The following is a 19,144-nucleotide window of genomic DNA, read 5'->3' on the forward strand; positions in this document are numbered from 1 at the left end:
TCGGGCCTTACGCCTGCGTCATCAGGCCTTCGGGCGCCTGCGGCTGGCTGAGCAGGTAGCCCTGCACGTAGTCGCAGTTCACCTGACGCAGGATGTCGAGTTGCGCTGTCTCCTCGACGCCTTCCGCAATCACCTTGATGCCCAGCTTGCGCGCGAGCCCGATGATGCCTTCGACGATGGTTTGCGTCGTCGGATCGTGTTCGATCTTCGACGTGAAATGCCGGTCGATCTTCAGCGTGTGCGGCTCGAAATCGGCGAGATACATGAGGCTCGAATAGCCCGTGCCGAAATCGTCGATTGCGATGCGCACGCCGAGCCGCTTCAGTTCGATGATCGACTTCTGCGCCTGCCTCGGGTTCTGCATCAGCGCGGTTTCCGTCAGCTCGATTTCGAGCTTGCCGGGCGGAATGCCGTATTGCTTGAGCGCGCGGTCCACCTCGCGCACGATCCGTTCGCTGCCCAGCTGCCGCGCCGACACGTTCACTGACACGCCCAGATTCATCGCGCCCGTCTGACGCCATGTGGCGAGCTGGCGCAGCGCGTTGTCGAGCACCCACACGCCGACATCTTCGACGAAGCCGGTTTCTTCCAGCAGCGGAATGAAATCGCCCGGCGAAATCAGGCCGCGCACAGGATGCTGCCAGCGGATCAGCGCTTCGGCGCTGTGCACCTCGAGCGAATGCGGCTCGTGAATGGTCTGGAAGTGCAGGAAGAACTGGTTGGTCGCGAGCGCCTCGGGCACGTCGCGTTCGAGCTTGAAATCGCCGATGGTCCGCGCCGCTTCCGTGCCCGCGAACCGGTAGCCGTTGCGGCCCGTCTTCTTCGCCGCGTACATCGCGACGTCGGCGCTCGACAGCAGCGCGTCGTGCCCGCTGCCGTGCTCGGGATAAATCGAAATGCCGATCGACGCCGTGATGAACGCGCCCGCGCGGTTTTCCAGCCGGTTCTCCGCCAGCCCGCCGAGCAGCGCCTTCGCGTGCGCTTCGAGCCCCGGCTGATCGACGACGCTGCCGATCAGCACCGCGAATTCGTCGCCGCCCAGCCGAGCGACATAGGCGTCGTCGGGCAGCGAGCGGCGAATGATGCCGCCGACATGACGCAGCAGGTGATCGGCGGCGAGATGGCCGAGCGTATCGTTGAGCACCTTGAAGCGGTCGAGATCGACGAACATCAGGCCGAACGGCCTGCCCGCCGCGCAGCGATTTTCGATTTCGCGCAGCAGCGCGGCGCGGTTCGCGAGACCTGTGAGCGAATCGGTATACGCGAGCCGGTCGAGTTCCGCGATGCGCTCCTGCTCGATCGTCACGTCTTCCGTAATGCCGACGATGCGCAGCACGTCGCCGTCGTCGCCGATCACCGGATAGCCCGTGCTACGCAGCCACCGCACCGAGCCATCGGCTTTGCGGATGCGGTACTGCACGCGGCCTTCCGTCGATTCCGCGAGGATGCGCGCCATTTCGGCCTGCAGCGTGGCGCGGTCTTCCGGCACCACGAGTTCGCGCCAGCCGTTCGGGTTGCGCATGAACTCTTCCGGCTCGATGCCGAACACGTTCGACGAACCCGCCGTGATGTAATGGAAGTACTCGAAATTCGCGCTGTACGAGAAGAACACGAGCTGCACGTGCGCTTCCATTTCCGACATCAGCTCGCTTTTCGCGCGCAGTTGCTGGAGCAGTTGCGTCTGGTTCGAGATATCGAGCGATGCGCAGATCACGGCGACGACCTTGCCGCCATGATCCTTCACGGGAATCAGCTGCGAATCCCACCATTTCGGCTGGCCCGTCGTCGTCGTGCAACTGCCGCGAAATGAAGCGGGCGTGCCGTTCAATGCGCTGTGAAATGCCGTCATCGCGGCATCGTGGTCGCCGCCTTTCCAGAAACTGAGCCAGTCCGCGCCCGCAAGCTGCACGGGCGACGACGCTTCCATCAGCGTCGCGCCGTAGTCGTTGATACGCAGCATGTGACCTTGCAGGTCCAGCAGCTTGAGGCAATCGCGGCTTGCGTCGAGGAACGAACTGGCGAGCGCCGTCGCTGCAGCATGCCGTGCTTTCTGCGCGGCAAAACGCTGACGTGTCGCGATCATCGCGACTGCACCCGCTGTCGCACCGATTGCGACCTGCGCGCTGAACGGCGCGCTCAAGGGTCCGCGCAACGCCATTTGCAGCGCGATGCACGCAGTGCCCGTGCCGATGCCTGTGGCGACGCTGATCGCGAAGCCGATGGGACCGACAGGGCGGCGGCTCGACCACGCGTCGAGCAGAAGCGAAAGAAAGTGCTGATCCTGCTGCGATGAATTCGCGGCGCGCCGGCGCAGTGCGCGGCGCCATTTCAATGGAAGGCTCGTCGGCATAGGCGGACTTGCCTCATTGCGCGCGCAACGCTGCGCGATGGACGCGCCGATGCGGCGCGACGACGAACGCTGCGTGCGTCGACGGCATGAGCGGGCTCAGGCGTGTTGCGCATCGTGCGTTGATCGGATGGGGAAAAGTATTGCCTTTCATGGTGGCCAGCCGCTTTGGCGGTAATTATTGCTGCGCATGCGGACGGCGCTGCTCTCTGAGTTTACGGCGCGCCGCGATTTTTGTTTAGCCTGAGCGATTGTGCCTGTTTTCATGGGGTCGAACCATCCGGTCGTTGTCCGCGCAACAGCGCGCATGCGGAATGGTTTACACGAATGCGCGACGCATCGTTTTAACAAAAATTCGACGCGCGATGGAAAAGCTCTGCTTACCTAAGCTTTCGCAATCGAATGCAAAATGCAGCCTGAAAATAAGGGTGCATTGTTAAACGACCGCGGGTTCGGTGAATCGCATCGCGCTCACGCCGCGCGCCGATAAATGCTGACGTCGCTTTCCCGGCTTGTTAAATTGCGTGTTCAGGCACCGCAAAAAACACATCCACCGCTGCGGGTTGCACCTCGTGCGTCGCAACCCGCAGTGCAATTGCTCGGACGGACAGCAGCAACCAGGAGACACCATGCGCGCCGTATTCCAATACCCGTTCCCCGTCACCGAGCGCAAGGTCGGGCGCAACAAGGTCGTGAGCGCGCGCGCCGCGGTCGAACTGGTTCGCCGGGGCGATACGATCGCGACGGGCGGTTTCGTCGGCGTCGGTTTCGCCGAAGAAGTGGCGATCGCGCTGGAGGAACGTTTCTTCGATGCGAACGCGGCGACATCGGGCGGACCGGGCGCGCTGGGAACGCCGGACGCATCGAGCGCGCATCTCGATCTCACGCTCGTCTACGCGGCGGGTCAGGGCGACGGCAAGTCGAAAGGGCTGAACCATCTCGCGCACGAAGGGCTCGTGCGGCGCGTGATCGGCGGGCATTGGGGACTGGTGCCGAAGCTGCAGCAACTCGCCATCGAAGGCCGCATCGAGGCCTACAACCTGCCGCAAGGCGTGATCTCGCATCTGTTCCGCGACATCGCTGCGGGCAAGCCGGGACATCTGTCCACTATCGGCCTCGGCACCTTCGTCGATCCGCGTCACGGCGGCGGCAAGCTGAACAGCCGCACGACGGAAGATCTCGTCAGGCTGATGGAAATCGACGGCGGCGAGCATCTGTTCTACAAGACCTTTCCGATCGACGTCGCGATCATTCGCGGCACCACGGCCGATGCGAACGGCAACGTCACGATGGAACGCGAGGCGCTCACGCTCGAAGCGCTGGCGATCGCGATGGCGGCGCGCAATTCGGGCGGCGTGGTGATCGTGCAGGTCGAGCGGCTCGCCGATACGAACACACTCAATCCGCGCGACGTGAAGATACCCGGCATCATGGTCGATTGCGTCGTGGTCGCGCGGCCCGAGCATCACTGGCAGACATTTGCCGAGCCGTATTCGGCCGCGTTCGCGGGCGAACTGCGCGTGCCGGCGAGTTCGATGGCGCCGATGGAACTGACCGAGCGCAAGGTGATCGCGCGGCGCGCGGCAATGGAGCTGATGGCGAACAGCGTCGTGAATCTGGGCATCGGCATGCCCGAAGGCATCGCGAGCGTCGCGAACGAAGAGGGCGTGATCGATCTCTTCACGATGACGACGGAGCCGGGTGTGATCGGCGGCATTCCGGCGGGTGGCTTGAACTTCGGCGCGGCGACGAACACGCAGGCGATCATCGATCAGCCGTATCAGTTCGACTTCTACGACGGCGGCGGCCTCGACGTCGCGTTTCTCGGACTCGCGCAGGCCGACCGTCAGGGCAATCTCAACGTCAGCAAGTTTGGGCCGAAGCTCGCGGGCGCGGGCGGTTTCATCAACATCAGCCAGAGCGCGAAGCGCGTGGTGTTCGTCGGCACGTTCAACGCGGGCAAGCTCGATGTGTCGATCGAAGACGGGCGGCTGAAGATCAATCGCGAAGGGACGTGCCAGAAGTTCGTCGATGAAGTCGAGCATCGCACGTTCAGCGGCGAATATGCGGCGAAGCGCGGGCAGCACGTGCTGTACATCACCGAGCGCTGCGTGTTCGCGCTCACGCCGCGCGGACTCGAACTGACGGAAGTGGCGCCCGGCGTCGACGTGCAGAACGATATCGTCGCGCAGATGGGCTTCACGCCGATCATCGATCAGCCGCCGCGTCTGATGGACGAACGCATTTTCCGCGCGGCGCCGATGGGCTTGCGCACGTTGCTGCTGTGTCTGCCGCTGGAAGAGCGCTTCAATTACGACGCCGAGAAGAACATGTTCTTCGTCAACTTCGAGGGCTTTCAGGTCACGACGCAGGAACAGATCGACAGCATCTGGCAAGAGGTCGAATCGCGTCTGTCCGGCGTGCGGATCAAGCCGCAGGCGATCGTCAACTACGACAACTTTTCGATCAACCCGGAATTGATCGACGTGTACTCGGCGACCGTCACGAAGCTCGTCAACCAGTTCTATGCCGGCGTGACGCGCTATACGACGAGCAGTTTCCTGAGGATGAAACTCGGCGACGCGCTCGAACGTCGCGATGTCGCGACGTACATCAACGAACGGCCGGGAGACTCGCCGACGCATCGGTGAATGTGCGACGAATGCGCGATGAATGCGCCGGTGTGCGCCGACATGAACCGCACACAATGAGCGTGCGAAAATAGCGTTTTTCGCATGCCATTCGGCACGCCATTTCACGCATTCAAGAAGTCATCATGAGCGGTTTCATCCCCAGTGTGCCCGGCAAGAGCGAGGGCGATTTCGAAGTGAGCGCGGGCTCGAAGCTCGCCGGCTACCGGCGCTTTTACGGCGTGCTGCGCGTCGTGCGCAAGACGGACGGGCGTCTGCTTTTTCCGTTCGACGGCGCGCCCGATCTCGGTCCGTATCCGACCAGGCAGGAAGCGCTGGCAGCGGCGCAGGTGTATGGCGAGCATATCGTCGAACACGATCTCGCACGCCCCGAGCTTTAAGCCGTTTGCGGTCCGCGTTTTTCTGTTCGGGCCCCGTGCATTGCGCTTGAAGCACGCTGCTGGCACGCCTATCGTTTGATTGGACCCCCGCGGGAGGCGATCATGCGTGCCGATGCCGTCGATGTGCATTTCGATCATGCACACCTGTTTCTCGATCTGTCAGACGGCCGCGCCGTCGAATTTCCGCTCAACTGGTTTCCCACGCTCGCCGCTGCGACCGAATCGGAGCGCGAACACTTCGCCATTTCGCTCGACAAGCAGCAGCTGTTCTGGCCTGAACTCGACGAGGACATGGACGTGATGGCATTGATGATGTCGTTGCCGGAGTCGATGCGCCACTAGCGTCGCCGTGTTTCGTCGATGTGTCGATCGTTGAGAGTACGCGCCGTTTGTAGCGGCGCGTTGTTTTCGTTCGCATGCTGCTCTTGCAAACACGGATGGCCTCGCTGCATGCGTTAAAATAAACGCCTGGTGCCAATCGGAGTTTATGTGCGATCTGTCGTTATTTATCTCACGCCTTCCCAGGACACCATGACGGAATCTGTATCGGCCTCTTCGGGCGCGCGTGATGTCTGCGCCGACCCGATTCGCAATGCGATGGCCGAACACGATCGGGGAAACATCGTGGCCGAACCGGCGAAGCACGATGGTCCGTCCGTTCAGGCTCTCTAACAAGAACAAATAAAAACGGCGCGCTTGCCTTCGGGCAGCGCGCCGTTGTTGTTTCAGCGAAGACTGTTTAAACCAGACCCGTCGCGTAATACAGCCCGATCACGAAGAACACGGCCAGCGTCTTGATGATCGTCACGGCGAAGATGTCGCGATACGACTCGCGGTGCGTGAGACCCGTCACGGCCAGCAGCGTGATCACAGCGCCATTGTGCGGCAGCGTATCCATGCCGCCGCTCGCCATCGCGACCACGCGATGCAGCACTTCCATCGGAATGTGCGCGGCTTCCGCGCCCTTGATGAACAGATCCGACATCGCCGCGAGCGCGATGCTCATGCCGCCCGACGCGGAACCCGTGATACCCGCCAGCGAACTCACCGACACAGCCGCGTTCACGAGCGGATTCGGAATGCTCTTGAGCGCATCGCTCACCACGATAAAGCCCGGCAACGCAGCGATCACGCCGCCGAAGCCATACTCCGAAGCGGTGTTCAGCGAAGCGAGCAGCGCGCCGCCGACAGCCGCCTTCGTGCCCGACGCAAAGCGCTCCTTCACGCGACCAAAAGCGGTCAGCACGACGAGCAGAATGCCCAGCAGCAACGCGCCTTCCACCGACCAGATCGCGACGACAGCCTTGACCGTCGCCGTCACGGGCGCGCCGTGGTTGCCCGGCAGCACGTCGGGCGAAACGGTGTAGCTCGCGCCGTACCAGTCGGGAATCATGCGCGTCAGCACGAAGTTCGCGACGCCGACCAGAACCAGCGGCGCAATCGCGAGCAGCGGATGCGGCAGCCTGTCGGTTTCGACGGTTTCCGGCTCGTTGAGGAGCGACGTGCCGTAGCCTTCGCCCTTCGCCATCGCCGAACGGCGGCGCCATTCGAGAAACGACAGACCCACCACGATGATGAACAGCGAACCGGCGATACCCAGACCCGGCGCGGCCCATGCCGTCGTCTTGAAGAACGTCGACGGGATGATGTTCTGGATCTGCGGCGTGCCCGGCAGCGAATCCATCGTGAACGAGAACGCGCCCAGCGCGATCGCGCCCGGCATCAGGCGCTTCGGAATATTGCTCTGGCGATACAGCTCGGCGGCGAACGGATACACCGCGAACACCACCACGAACAGCGACACACCGCCGTACGTCAGCAGCGCGCACACCGCGACGATCACCGCGTTCGCGCGCGAGCGGCCGATATAGCGAATCGCCGAATGCACGATCGACGCGGCGAAACCCGACAGTTCGATCACCTTGCCGAACACGGCGCCGAGCAGGAACACAGGGAAGTAGAGCTTCACGAAGACGACCATCTTCTCCATGAAGATGCCCGAAAACACGGGCGCGACGGCAGCGGGATCGACCAGCAGCACTGCGCCGAGCGCGGCGATCGGCGCGACGAGAATCACGCTGTAGCCGCGATAGGCGGCGAACATCAGGAACGCCAGGGCGGCGAGGACGATGACAAAAGCCAATTGAGTCTCCAATACTTGGTTGTTCTACGTTGACGCGCGCGAGCGGCCCGCGGCGATCGGCGCCCTTGAATGCAGGTTCCGTGCCATGACCGTCGCGCGGGTTTCTCCGGCCTGGGCAGCCGGGAAGTCACGCTTCGATTCGAACGACAGTACAGAATAGTCTCAAAATTGAGACAAAATTATGTCCGCCGAACTCGATGCGGCGAAGCATAACCGATTTGACGGGCTTGTTGCAGGTCTCGTCCATGAGATAAGCTGTCTACTAATTGAGACAAAAAGCATAAAACCAACACTCGCGAGTGGGACCCGAGTAAGCGCTGAAGCGCCAACTCAGGCCGACACCGCATGGGACCGGAGACAGCTTCGAAAATGATGAACGACTGGTCGGGCCTGCCCGCGACCTACAGCGATGTCCTGCGCCGAGCGATGGACTCGCTTTTCCGCACATTCGAAAACTTCAGCGAAGGCACGTTTATCGTCGATGCCGACGCGCGTGTCGTGTGGATCAACAAGCGCTACGCGGCCCGCTTCGGTTTTTCCGATCCGCAGCAGGCAATCGGCCGCGACTGCGAAGCGGTGATCCCGAACAGCCTGATGCGCGAAGTCGTGATGACGGGCAAGCCGATCCTGCTCGATGTACTCGAAACCGACCGCGAGCCGCTCGTCGTCACGCGTCTGCCGCTGAAGGACGACGCAGGCAAGACGGTCGGCGCTGTCGGCTTCGCGCTGTTCGACGAGATGAAGGCGCTCACGCCGCTTTTCTCGCACTACTCGCGTGTGCAGCAGGAACTGATCGCGACGCGTCAGTCGCTCGCGCAGGCGCGCCGCGCGAAGTACACGTTCGCGAGCTTCGTCGGCACGAGCGCCGCGAGCCTCGAAGTGAAGCGCCAGGCGCGGCGCGCGTCGCAAGTCGATTCGCCCGTGCTGCTGCTCGGCGAAACGGGCACCGGCAAGGAACTGCTCGCGCACGCGATCCACGGCGCGTCGGCGCGCTCGACCAAACCGCTCGTTACCGTCAACGTCGCCGCGATCCCCGATACGCTGCTCGAAGTCGAATTCTTCGGCGCGGCGGCGGGCGCCTATACGGGCGCGGACCGTAAAGGACGCGTCGGCAAATTCGAACTCGCCGACGGCGGCACGCTCTTTCTCGACGAAATCGGCGATATGCCGTTGCCGCTGCAAGGCAAGCTGTTGCGCGTGCTGCAGGACCGCGAGTTCGAGCCGCTCGGCTCGAACCGCATCGTGCGCGCAGACGTGCGGATCATCGCGGCGACTTCGGCAGATTTGCCCGCACTCGTCGCCGAAGGGCGCTTCCGTCCCGACCTGTTCTATCGTCTGAACGTGCTGACGATTCACGCGCCGCCGCTGCGCGAACGGCAAACGGATATCGAGGCGCTCGCTTATACGATCCTCGAAGATCTGTCGACGCAGGTGCGCGGCGGTCACTTCGAATTGCAGGACGACGCGCTGCGGCTGTTGTGCTCGTACGGCTGGCCCGGCAACGTGCGTGAACTGCACAACACGCTGGAGCGCGCGGTGATGCTGTCGGACAGTGAGCGCATCGATGCGCGCGCGCTGGCGCCGTTCATCGGACCCGTGCGCGGCCAGGCCGCATTCGACGCGCCCGCAGCCGTGCAACATGCAGCGGCCAAAGCATCGACGGATGCGCAGCCGCAACAGTGGGCGGACGCGATGGCCGCGTTCGAAAAGCGCTTCATCGACGATGCTTTGCGTGCGTGCGATGGACGCGTGACAGAAGCGGCGGCGCGCATCGGCATGGGGCGCGCGACGCTCTACAAGAAGATCGCTGCGTACGGCATCGACGTGTGACCGTCGCACGAACTGCGAAGCGCTCGCCGCGCGCGACGCGGCGCAGTACGATCAGCGAGGCAACCCGAAGGAGACGCGGACATGAGAAGCTGGATCAATGCGATCGTGCTGTTCATCGCAAGCGCGGCCTGCGTGTCGCTGCATGCGCAGGAAGCGTCGTCGGCGGCGGGGCCGAACGAGCGCCGCAACTGGTACAGCGATCCGTTCTTCACGCTCTCGCACACGCTCGCCGATTGCCCCGTGCCGCTCGGTCCGATGATGACCCGCGCGCAGATGGAAGACGACGCGCACTATCGCGCCGAGCGCGGCACGACCTGCTGGCTCGCGCACAAATGCACGAAGCCGAACTCGTATATGTACGACGCGGACATCGCCAAAGCGATTCGCGCGCGCTTCACGGACCCGCATGCATTCGACGGCTCGAGCGTGTGGATCACGGTGCAGCGCCGCTTCGTCTACGCGGAAGGCTGCGCGAATGCGTCGTTCGACAGACACGCGTTGCAGCAGCAACTCGAAGCGATTCCCGACGTCGAGCAGGTGTTCGTGCGCATCGGTGCGAGCACGCATGGAGCGATGCCCTACAAGACGCTTGCGGAACCCGACCGCCAGCCGCAATAGCCCGATAACAGGCAAGCGACACGCATTCAATACCTGATAAACGCAATGCAAGGCGGCCATGGCACAATCCCGTTCGTCGAAAAAACAAAGGCCAACGGGGATTTCCATGAAACGCAGTCAAACATCCGCCGCGCGTCAGACGCACTGGGTTCGCGGGGCATCGCTTGCCGCCGTCGTCGCGATGACGGGTGCGCTCGCCGCGTGCAGCAGCGCGCCGCCGCTTTTCTCGCCGGACGGGCGGCCCACCACGCTCGTGCAATGCCCGGCGGGCTCGGATAACTGCGAACAGCAGGCGCAGGCCATGTGCGGCGGCGCGTTCGACGCCATGCGCACGACGACCGAAAACGGTGTGCGCAGTCTCCTGTACGCCTGCCGCGGAAAGTAAGCGGCGCTGCATCCACGGCATTCGCCATGCCGGACCGCGTTCGCGGCCGGCAACGCTTCGAAGGCCCGTCGAAGCCCAACATATCGCTTCGATATATCCCACGCTGCACGTCGAGGTCGATGCCGACGCATCGACCTGAACGTTGCAGCTTTCTCGCAGATCGGTTGATCCATCTGCCGATTTCTCCGCGTCATTGAACAACCGCCGATGCATGCGCTTCGCGCGACGTCGAAGCGTTGCGTCGAAGCGTTGCGCTGACGCATCGCGCGAGGCGCTTCCGTGCGGCGGCCAACGGAACGCGTCGATATCCTCGTATAGATTGTCCAGACAGGCGAATGCGAGACTTCATTCGCTTTCGGGAAGCGTGCATGCACACAACGACATTGAGAGAGCGGCAGTCGATTCCGGCGGCACACTTCGTGCTAACCGATGACGCCTTGCGAGGGACGACGGGGAAGGCAATGAACCACGAGCAGATCGAGAAAGACATCGAGCATCTGGAACACGTCATCTCGCGCATCTCTGCTGCCGACGGCATTCCGCTGTCATACTGGCGCAGCCGCATCGAATCGGTGTCGCTTGCTGCGCTCGTGCCGTCGCAGATCAGGCGCGTCCAGAGGCTGAGCGACGCACTGCACGCACTCGAAGTCCGTTACAAGCGTTGAGCGCGGCCGCGTGGCGCGCGCATCGCTCACCTGGATCGTCTATGCATAGAGCAGGGTTCTCGGCCGCGCGCCTCACACGACTGACGGATGCGATGCAAGGCTACATCGATCGCGGCGAAGTGGCCGGCGTCGTCACGCTTGCATGGCGCAACGGCGAGATCGGGTTGTTCGACGCGCGCGGCTGGCGCGATGAAGGCGAGCGTCTGCCGATGCAGCGCGACACGCTGTTCCGGATTGCGTCGATGACCAAGCCGGTGACGAGCGCCGCGATCATGATGCTCGCCGAAGAAGACCGCCTCGCACTCGATGCGCCCGTCGCGCAATGGCTGCCGGAGCTTTCCGCGCCGCGCGTGCTGCGCGATCCGACCGGTTCGCTCGACAACACCGAGCCGGCGCGCGCGCCCATCACCGTGCTCGATCTGCTCACGCATCGTGCGGGTTTCGCGTATCACTTCACATCGACGGGGCCGCTTGCGGGCGCGTATGCATCGGTGTTCAACGGCTTCGAATCGGGCGACAAGCCTGACGCATGGCTTGCACGCATCGCGACGCTGCCGCTGATGTTCCATCCCGGCTCGCGCTGGCACTACGGCATCGCGACGGATGTGCTCGGCATGCTGATCCATCGGATCAGCGGCCTCTCGCTCGGCGACTTTTTCCGCACGCGCATTTTCGAGCCGCTCGGCATGCGCGACACGGCGTTCGTCGTGCCCGACGCGCAGCTTGCGCGCCTCGCGACCGCCTATTCGATCGATCCTCACACGCGCCGGCGCGTGGTCGAAGACCGTCCGCCCGCGAGCCGCTGGGCGAATCCGAAGCGCTTTCATAGCGGTGGCGGCGGGCTCGTATCGACGGCGGAAGACTATCTGCAGTTCGCGCGGCTGCTGCTCGGGCGCGGCCGCGTCGACGACGTGCGTCTACTGTCGCACCGTTCCGTCGATCTGATGCGCAGCAACTTTCTCGCGCGCGACCAGCGGCGCATGCCATCCATCGGACACGTGCAGTGGTCGGGGCAGGGCTTCGGCCTCGGGCTTTCCATCGTCGACGATCCCGCGCAGCAATTGCCGCTCGGTTACCGGTCGGCGGGATCGTTCGGATGGCCAGGCGCCTACGGCACCAGCTGGTTCGCCGATCCCGTCGAAAACCTGATCGGACAGATGCTGATCCAGCGGCGATCCGTCGAACCGTTCGACATGGTCGTCGATTTCGAGCGCCGTCTTTACGACGCGATCGACGATTGACGGCCGCTTGATTGACCAGGCGCAGTGCTCGTGAATCTCTGACAGCACAGCACTGCTACCCGGCACTTTTTAGGTCTGGTACGGTCTCAGTTGCCGTACCGCCTTCCAAGGAGACCTCGCCAGATGGCCACATACAGACAGCTGACCGCCCAGCTCGAAAAGCTTCAGAAAGAGATGGAACAGGCACGAGAACAGGAAGTGACCCAGGCGATCGCTGACATCAAACAGAAGATCGCTGACTACGGCATCACTGCCGAAGAACTCGGGTTCTCGACCAAAACGCGCGCGCCGCGCAAGCCCGCGTTGCCGCCGAAATACCGCAACCCGAAGACGGGCGAAACCTGGAGCGGACGTGGCCGCGCGCCGGGCTGGCTTGCGGGTAAGAATCGCGAGAAGTTTCTGATCGAAGAGTGAAGCGAGACTGCCGCGTCCTTCGATGAACGATGGGCGCGATGGCGCTTCTTCCTGTTTTCTCTTTGTCTGCGATGGCGGCCGGCTTCAGGCGGTGAGCCAGGTCGCGTCTCTTAAGCGCACCGTCGCGCGAATCCCGAAAACTCTCACCTTTTCCTCGCGCTGATCCTTCGCGGGATCGCGGCGCGTTCGCTGGCGCGTGCACGCGGATCTTCGCTCGACGTAGTGCCGGACGCTTTATCCTGCTTTTCAATGACGGCGCGAGATCCTTATACGGCAAGGGTTTGCGGGCTTCGATGCGAAGCAGTCTCCCACCTTCGCACTTACGGCTGGCGGCGTTGCTCGCTCATATCTTGCAGATACCGCACCCGCGAAAAGCGGCGCGTTAAGTGTCGTCTTTCTCCCTTCCCGAAAACGCTCACCTAAACCATTCGCACGCACGTCGGCGATCACTCAGTGGAAACCCGGAGTTGAGTGCGCCTCATACCCCGGATCACAAAACATCGCTTCATCGTCCTGCTTTTCGGCCAGCACAATCAGCGCATCCAACTCGAACCTGATGGAACCTGACATGAGCGCAACTGAAAAGAACCTGTTTATCGGCGAAGGCTTCGAAGGCCCCGGCGTCAACCTCGCGCACATCAACGTGCTGGTCGGCCCGCGCAACGGCCCCGCTGGCCAGGCATTCGCAACCGCATTGGCGACGCCGTCCGCCGGCCACGCGCCGTTCGTCGTGATCGCGCGTCCGGGCGTGCCGACCAAGCCGCTGACGCTGTACGTGAACAAGGCGCAGATCGACGGCGACTTCCACGGCAACGCGACGTGGGGCGCATCGCAGGCAGGCATCGCGAAGGCGGTCGCCGAGTCGCTCGAAAACGGCACGCTGCCGCCCGAAGCGGAAAACGACTGGGTCGTCGTGTCGGCGAACTGGGTCAACCCGAAGACCGACGATCTCGACGCCGTCTTCGAGAACAACTACCGCGCGTGCAAGAACGCGATTCTCGCAGCGATGAAGGGCTTGCCGCACAAGGAAGAAGTGTTCGCCGCCGCGCGTGAAGTGTCGAACCCGTTCTATACGCCGAAGCGCTAAGCCAACACGAAAACCGATTAATGAGCGTGCCCTTACGGGCATGGGACCAGAGTAAGGCGCTAAAGCGCCAACTCTGGCCGACACCGCATGGGACGGGAGTAAGCGCTGAAGCGCTAACTTCCGTCGACCGCGAGTGGGGCCCGAGTAGGCGCTGAAGCGCCAACTCAGGCCGACACCGCATGGGACGGGAGTAAGCGCTGAAGCGCTAACTTGCGTCGACCGCGAGTGGGGCCCGAGTAGGCGCTGAAGCGCCAACTCAGGCCGATACCGCATGGGACGGGAGTAAGCGCTAAAGCGCTAACTCCCGTCGACACAGGAGACAAACATGGAATACGTTCGCCTCGGCCAGTCGGGCCTGAAGGTTTCGCGTCTGTGCCTCGGCACGATGAACATGGGCACGCCGCAATGGAAGCCGTGGATTTTCGATGAAGCGCAAAGCGAGCCGATCGTGCGTCACGCGCTCGAAGCCGGCGTCAACTTCATCGACCTCGCCGACTTCTACTCGACGGGCGTCGGCGAAGAAGTGGTCGGCCGCATTTTGAAGCGCCTCGCGCGCCGCGAAGAAATCGTCGTGACGACCAAGGTCGGCTACGACATGGGCACGTACCAGAACGCGGGCGGCCATTCGCGCAAGCACATCATGGACGGCATCGACGGCTCGCTGAAGCGTCTGGATATGGACTACGTCGATATCTTCATGCTGCATTTCTTCGACGTGAACACGCCCGTCGAGGAAACGATGGGCGCGATGAACGACATCGTGCGCGCGGGCAAGGCGCGCTACATCGGCGTATCGACGATGTACACGTGGCAGTTCGCGAAGATCATGCAGGTCTGCGAGCGCAATGGCTGGCACAAGCCGATCAACATGCAGCTGCAGCTGAACCTCGCGTATCGCGAGGAAGAACGCGAAATGATTCCGTATTGCCAGGATCAGGGCGTCGGCGTGTCGGTGTTCAGCCCGCTCGCACGCGGCCTGCTGACGAGCGACGCGCAATCCACTCGCAACCAGACCGACTTCTTCACCGCACAGATGTATGGCGATGTGGCTTCGCGCGAAATCGCGGCATCGGTGGCGCGTGTGGCGGCGAAGCGCGGCGTGTCGGCGGCGCAGATCGCGCAGGCGTGGGTGCTGCAGCGCGAAGGCATCGCAAGCATGCTGGTCGGCGCGGATTCGCCGGCGCAATTCGACAGCGCGCTGGCCGCACTGAACACGAAGTTCGACGCAGACGAACTGCACGAGCTGGAGCGCAACTACACGCCGTGCGATCTGATCAACGACTACACGGCAGGCAAGCGCATCGCGCGCGAAGCACGCCTGGCGCAAGGCGTGTTCGCCGATGCCGCCAACATGGATAAAGCAGCATGAGCGAATTTCTCCGCACAGGCCACTACATCAACGGCGAGTGGTACGAAAGCGCGAACACGTATGCGGTTCGCAATCCGGCGACGGGCGACGTGATCGCGAACGTCGCGAAGGGCGGCGCGCAGGAAACGCAGCAGGCCATCGACGCCGCCGAGCGCGCATTCCCCGCCTGGCGCGCGCTGACCGCGAAAGAGCGCGGCGCACGCGTGAAGCGCTGGGGCGAGCTGATGCTCGAACATCGCGATGCACTCGCCGAACTGCTGACGCGCGAGCAGGGCAAGCCGCTCGCCGAAGCAAAAGGCGAAGTCGGCTACGCGGCCAGCTTCTTCGAGTGGTTCGCCGAAGAAGCGAAGCGCAGCTACGGCGACGTGATTCCGAGCCCGAAGCCCGATTCGAAGATCATCGTCACGCGTGAACCCGTCGGCGTGGTCGCGGCGATCACGCCGTGGAATTTTCCGCTCGCGATGATCACGCGCAAGGCCGGTCCCGCGCTCGCGGCCGGTTGCACGATGGTGCTGAAGCCTTCGGAAGAAACGCCGCTGTCCGCGTTCGCGCTGGCCGTGCTCGCCGAACGCGCGGGCATTCCGGCGGGCGTGTTCAACATCGTGTCGGGCGATGCCGTGGCGATTGGCGGTGTGCTGACGGAATCGCCCGTCGTGCGCAAGCTGTCGTTCACGGGCTCGACGCGCGTCGGCAAGCTGCTCGCGAAGCAGTCGGCGGATACGCTGAAGAAGCTGTCGCTGGAACTGGGCGGCAATGCGCCGTTCATCGTGTTCGACGACGCCGATGTCGACGCCGCCGTGCAGGGCGCGATGGCGTCGAAGTTCCGCAACACGGGGCAGACCTGCGTGTGCGTGAACCGCTTCTACGTACAGGACGGCATCTACGATGCGTTCACGAAGGCGCTGACGGAAGCCGTCAGGAAGATGCGCGTCGGCGATGCGCTGAAGGGCGAAGTCGAGCAAGGTCCGCTGATCAACGAAGCAGCGTTGATGAAAGTCGAAGCGCACGTCGCGGATGCATTGCAACATGGCGCCCGCGCGCTGACGGGCGGCAAGCGTCATTCGCTCGGCGGCACGTTCTACGAACCGACCGTGCTCGTCGATGCATCGCAACCGATGCTGATCGCCGAAGAAGAAACCTTCGGCCCCGTCGCAGCCTGCTTCCGCTTCAAGACGGAAGACGAAGCGATCAAGGCCGCGAACGATACGCCGTTCGGTCTGTCCGCGTACTTCTACACGCGCGACCTCGGCCGCGCGTGGCGTGTCGCGGAAGCGCTCGAAAGCGGCATGGTCGGCATCAACGAAGGCATCATCTCGACGGAAGTGGCGCCGTTCGGCGGCGTCAAGCAGTCGGGCCTCGGCCGCGAAGGCTCGAAGTACGGCATGGATGAGTACGTCGAGCTGAAGTACATGATGATGGGCGGCCTCGGCCGCTGATCGCCGGTACTTCGTCCGCCACGCGCGGCGGATGGCAAGGGAGTACGCGTCCCGGCGCGCACCACGGGACGCGCGACATAACGAAGGAGACATCTTGAGCGATCAAGACCTGCTCGCGCGGCCGTCCGGTCTCGCGTCCCCATCCCCGCGCGTCGCCGCGCCGGCTCACGCGCCACGCGCCGACGCCAACACCATCTCGCTCGACGACGTTCCGCTCAACGGCTTTCACATCAAGATCGCCGGGCTGACGTTCGGCGCGCATTTCACGGAAGGCTACGCGCTCGGCACGATCGGCTATGCGCTTGCGACTTTGAACAGGCAGATGCCGCTCGATGCGTTCTGGCAAGGCATGATCGGCAGCTCGGCGCTGATGGGCATTTTCGTCGGCAGCCTGATCTTCGGCTGGCTGTCGGACCGCATGGGCCGCCAGCGCATTTTCCTGTTGAGCTTTCTGATCATCACGCTCGCGGCGTTCGCGCAGTTCTATGTGTCGTCGCCGGCGATGCTGTGCGCGCTGCGTGTGCTGATCGGCTTCGGCATGGGCGGCGATTTCGCCGTCGGTCACGCGATTCTCGCGGAGTTCTCGCCGCGCAAGCATCGCGGCACGCTGCTCGGCTCGTTCAGCGTGATCTGGACGATCGGCTACGTGGTCGCGAACGTGCTCGGTCTGTACTACGCCGATGCATCGCCCGATGCGTGGCGCTGGCTGCTCGCGTCGGCGGGCGTGCCGGCTCTGGCCGTGCTGTTCCTGCGCATCGGCACGCCGGAATCGCCGCGCTGGCTGCACGGCAAGGGACGCATCGAAGAAGCGAAAGCCGTCGTGCTGAAATACTTCGGCCCGAACGTGACGCTCGACGGCGCGCACGACGATCATGCGCACAGCGGCCACGGCGGTTTTGCGCGGCTGTTCCAGCGCGATCTGATCCGCCGCACGGTTTTCAACTGCGCGTTCTTCGTGTGCCTCGTGATTCCGTACTTCGCGATCTACACGTTCCTGCCGTCGATCCTCAAAGCGATTCATCTCGACAACGGCTCGGGCGCGGACTTCCTGTTGAACGGCTTTCTCGTGGTCGGCGCGCTGCTCGGCATCTGGCTAACGATCGCGCTGTCGCGTCGCGCGTTCCTGATCGGCTCGTTCGCGGTGACGTGCGTGTCGCTGTTCGCGCTCGCCGTGCTGCCGGAATCGGCGGCGTTGTGGATGATCGTCGCGTTCGCGGTCTTCACGCTGACGATGTCGGCGTTCTCGAACCTGGTTGGCGTGTTCCCGCCCGAATGCTTCCCGACGGAAGTGCGCGCGTGCGGCGTCGGCCTCGCGATCGCGTGCAGCCGTTTAGGTTCGGCTGTCGGTACGTTTTTGCTGCCGCTCGGCATCGCGCAACTCGGCTTTCATTCGACGATGCTCGCGCTCTCTGCCGTGCTGCTGGTCGGCATGATCGTGTCGATTGCGTGGGCGCCTGAAACGAAGCATCTGACGTTGAATCAGGCGAGCGGGGCGTAGCGCCCGTCGCGTTTCTTCTCTTCGGCTGAAGCCCGAAGCGCCCTATGGGTGCTTCGGGCTTTTTTCGTTTGCACATGCCCGCGCGCCAATTCTGAGAAATGACGACGGTGCTCGGATGATGCCGCGCCGATCTCGTATTTACGTCACGTCTCTCAGAAAGACGGATGGCCTCCTTCGATCCGTTATTCCGCCTGCTTTCGCGCGAAATCGTCCGCTGATCGCCTATCTCATAACTTTGGGAGTCGTCTTAAAGATTCTCAAGGGCGAAGTTTTTAAGATTCTCTACATGCTGAACGCCAACGCGGACGACACGAAAAAACGGACCGGGCAGTAGCGATCGGCGCAAGCGGTGCGAGTTCTGAACACGAACGCGCCGCGACATTCCACGAAACAGCTTTTTTTTCATCATTCAGATTCTTAGGAGCATCGCCATGCAAAAGCGCATCATTTCCGCAGCCGTCCTCGTCGCCATGGGCCTCGTCAGCCTCGTCTCGCTGAAGGCGCATGCCGCCGACGGCACGATCACGATCAACGGCGCGGTGTCGGACACGACCTGCTCGATCAACGGCGTCGCAGCAGGTTCGCCCGCCAACATCACGGCGACCTTGCCGACCGTTCCGACGGGCTCGCTGTCGACGGCTGGCGCAACGGCCGGCACGTCGAACCTCGGCGACATCCAGTTGACGCTGAGCGGCTGCTCGGGCGCGGCGACGAAAGCGGTCGCACGCTTCGAAAACGGCCCGACCGTCGACCAGAGCAGCGGCAATCTGCTCAACCAGTCGGCTGGCTCGCCCGCGCAGAACGTCGAAGTGCGTCTGCTGAACGCGCAGATGCAACCGATCAACATTCTGAGCAACGCGAACAACGACGTCGCCACCAACGGCGCGGCGATTTCGGGCGGCGCAGCGGTGCTGAACTACTTCGCGCAGTACTACGCGACGGGCAAGGCGCAGCCGGGCAGTGTGAACTCGACGGTTCAATACACAATGCAGTATCAGTAAGCGATGCCTGGCAAGACGTTTGTTTCGACAAACGTCTTGCCGTACGGAATTGTTTCGAAGAACAGCTGTAACGCGTGCC

Annotated in this window: 16 protein-coding genes; 14 read left to right on the top strand and 2 right to left on the bottom strand. The window is 63.2% G+C overall.

What is annotated here, in order from left to right:
* Positions 1–7: 7 nt before the first annotated feature.
* Positions 8–2,332 (bottom strand): sensor domain-containing protein, encoded by a 2,325-nt coding sequence (locus QEN71_RS17100; RefSeq protein WP_233471680.1) that lies wholly within the window; start codon positions 2,330–2,332, stop codon positions 8–10.
* Positions 2,333–2,976: 644 nt separating this feature from the next.
* On the opposite strand from QEN71_RS17100, the gene QEN71_RS17105 reads away from it, so the two are divergent.
* The 3 genes from QEN71_RS17105 (at position 2,977) to QEN71_RS17115 (ending at position 5,720) form a co-directional block, all read left to right on the top strand.
* Positions 2,977–4,998 (top strand): acyl CoA:acetate/3-ketoacid CoA transferase, encoded by a 2,022-nt coding sequence (locus tag QEN71_RS17105; protein WP_201648293.1) that lies wholly within the window; start codon positions 2,977–2,979, stop codon positions 4,996–4,998.
* A gap of 125 nt (positions 4,999–5,123) precedes the next feature.
* Positions 5,124–5,378, top strand: coding sequence for a DUF6723 family protein (locus QEN71_RS17110; RefSeq protein WP_201648291.1), 255 nt, complete (start codon positions 5,124–5,126; stop codon positions 5,376–5,378).
* Between the two features lie 102 nt (positions 5,379–5,480).
* The gene (locus tag QEN71_RS17115) at positions 5,481–5,720 is read left to right on the top strand and encodes a DUF2442 domain-containing protein (RefSeq protein WP_201648289.1); all 240 of its coding nucleotides are present in this window, start codon (positions 5,481–5,483) and stop codon (positions 5,718–5,720) included.
* A gap of 397 nt (positions 5,721–6,117) precedes the next feature.
* On the opposite strand, the gene QEN71_RS17120 is transcribed toward QEN71_RS17115, so the two are convergent.
* Positions 6,118–7,521 (bottom strand): GntP family permease, encoded by a 1,404-nt coding sequence (locus QEN71_RS17120; protein WP_201648288.1) that lies wholly within the window; start codon positions 7,519–7,521, stop codon positions 6,118–6,120.
* Between the two features lie 369 nt (positions 7,522–7,890).
* Here QEN71_RS17120 and QEN71_RS17125 point away from each other — a divergent pair, with 369 nt between their 5' ends.
* The 11 genes from QEN71_RS17125 (at position 7,891) to QEN71_RS17175 (ending at position 19,065) form a co-directional block, all read left to right on the top strand.
* The gene (locus QEN71_RS17125) at positions 7,891–9,351 is read left to right on the top strand and encodes a sigma-54 interaction domain-containing protein (RefSeq protein WP_201648286.1); all 1,461 of its coding nucleotides are present in this window, start codon (positions 7,891–7,893) and stop codon (positions 9,349–9,351) included.
* A gap of 81 nt (positions 9,352–9,432) precedes the next feature.
* Entirely contained in the window at positions 9,433–9,969 is a 537-nt protein-coding gene (locus QEN71_RS17130) for a BON domain-containing protein (RefSeq protein WP_201648284.1), read from the top strand.
* Between the two features lie 106 nt (positions 9,970–10,075).
* The gene (locus tag QEN71_RS17135) at positions 10,076–10,354 is read left to right on the top strand and encodes a hypothetical protein (RefSeq protein ID WP_201648283.1); all 279 of its coding nucleotides are present in this window, start codon (positions 10,076–10,078) and stop codon (positions 10,352–10,354) included.
* Positions 10,355–10,815: 461 nt separating this feature from the next.
* Positions 10,816–11,019, top strand: coding sequence for a hypothetical protein (locus QEN71_RS17140; protein WP_201648667.1), 204 nt, complete (start codon positions 10,816–10,818; stop codon positions 11,017–11,019).
* Positions 11,020–11,060: 41 nt separating this feature from the next.
* The gene (locus QEN71_RS17145; protein WP_201648282.1) at positions 11,061–12,260 is read left to right on the top strand and encodes a serine hydrolase domain-containing protein; all 1,200 of its coding nucleotides are present in this window, start codon (positions 11,061–11,063) and stop codon (positions 12,258–12,260) included.
* A gap of 123 nt (positions 12,261–12,383) precedes the next feature.
* Entirely contained in the window at positions 12,384–12,674 is a 291-nt protein-coding gene (locus QEN71_RS17150; protein ID WP_201648280.1) for an H-NS histone family protein, read from the top strand.
* A 568-nt stretch (positions 12,675–13,242) separates the two neighbouring features.
* A complete protein-coding gene (gene fae, locus QEN71_RS17155) occupies positions 13,243–13,761 on the top strand; it encodes a formaldehyde-activating enzyme (protein ID WP_201648279.1) in 519 nt (172 codons plus the stop codon).
* A gap of 325 nt (positions 13,762–14,086) precedes the next feature.
* Positions 14,087–15,130, top strand: a complete 1,044-nt coding sequence (locus QEN71_RS17160) for an aldo/keto reductase (protein ID WP_201648277.1) — start codon at positions 14,087–14,089, stop codon at positions 15,128–15,130.
* Entirely contained in the window at positions 15,127–16,566 is a 1,440-nt protein-coding gene (locus tag QEN71_RS17165) for an NAD-dependent succinate-semialdehyde dehydrogenase (protein ID WP_201648276.1), read from the top strand. The genes QEN71_RS17160 and QEN71_RS17165 overlap by 4 nt, the downstream gene beginning before the upstream one ends.
* A gap of 94 nt (positions 16,567–16,660) precedes the next feature.
* On the top strand, positions 16,661–18,064 hold the full coding sequence (locus tag QEN71_RS17170) for an MFS transporter (RefSeq protein WP_201648275.1): 1,404 nt from the start codon (positions 16,661–16,663) through the stop codon (positions 18,062–18,064).
* Positions 18,065–18,495: 431 nt separating this feature from the next.
* A complete protein-coding gene (locus tag QEN71_RS17175) occupies positions 18,496–19,065 on the top strand; it encodes a fimbrial protein (protein WP_201648274.1) in 570 nt (189 codons plus the stop codon).
* Positions 19,066–19,144: the final 79 nt, after the last annotated feature.

It is taken from the genome of Paraburkholderia sabiae (assembly GCF_030412785.1).
Taxonomy (GTDB): Bacteria; Pseudomonadota; Gammaproteobacteria; order Burkholderiales; family Burkholderiaceae; genus Paraburkholderia; species Paraburkholderia sabiae.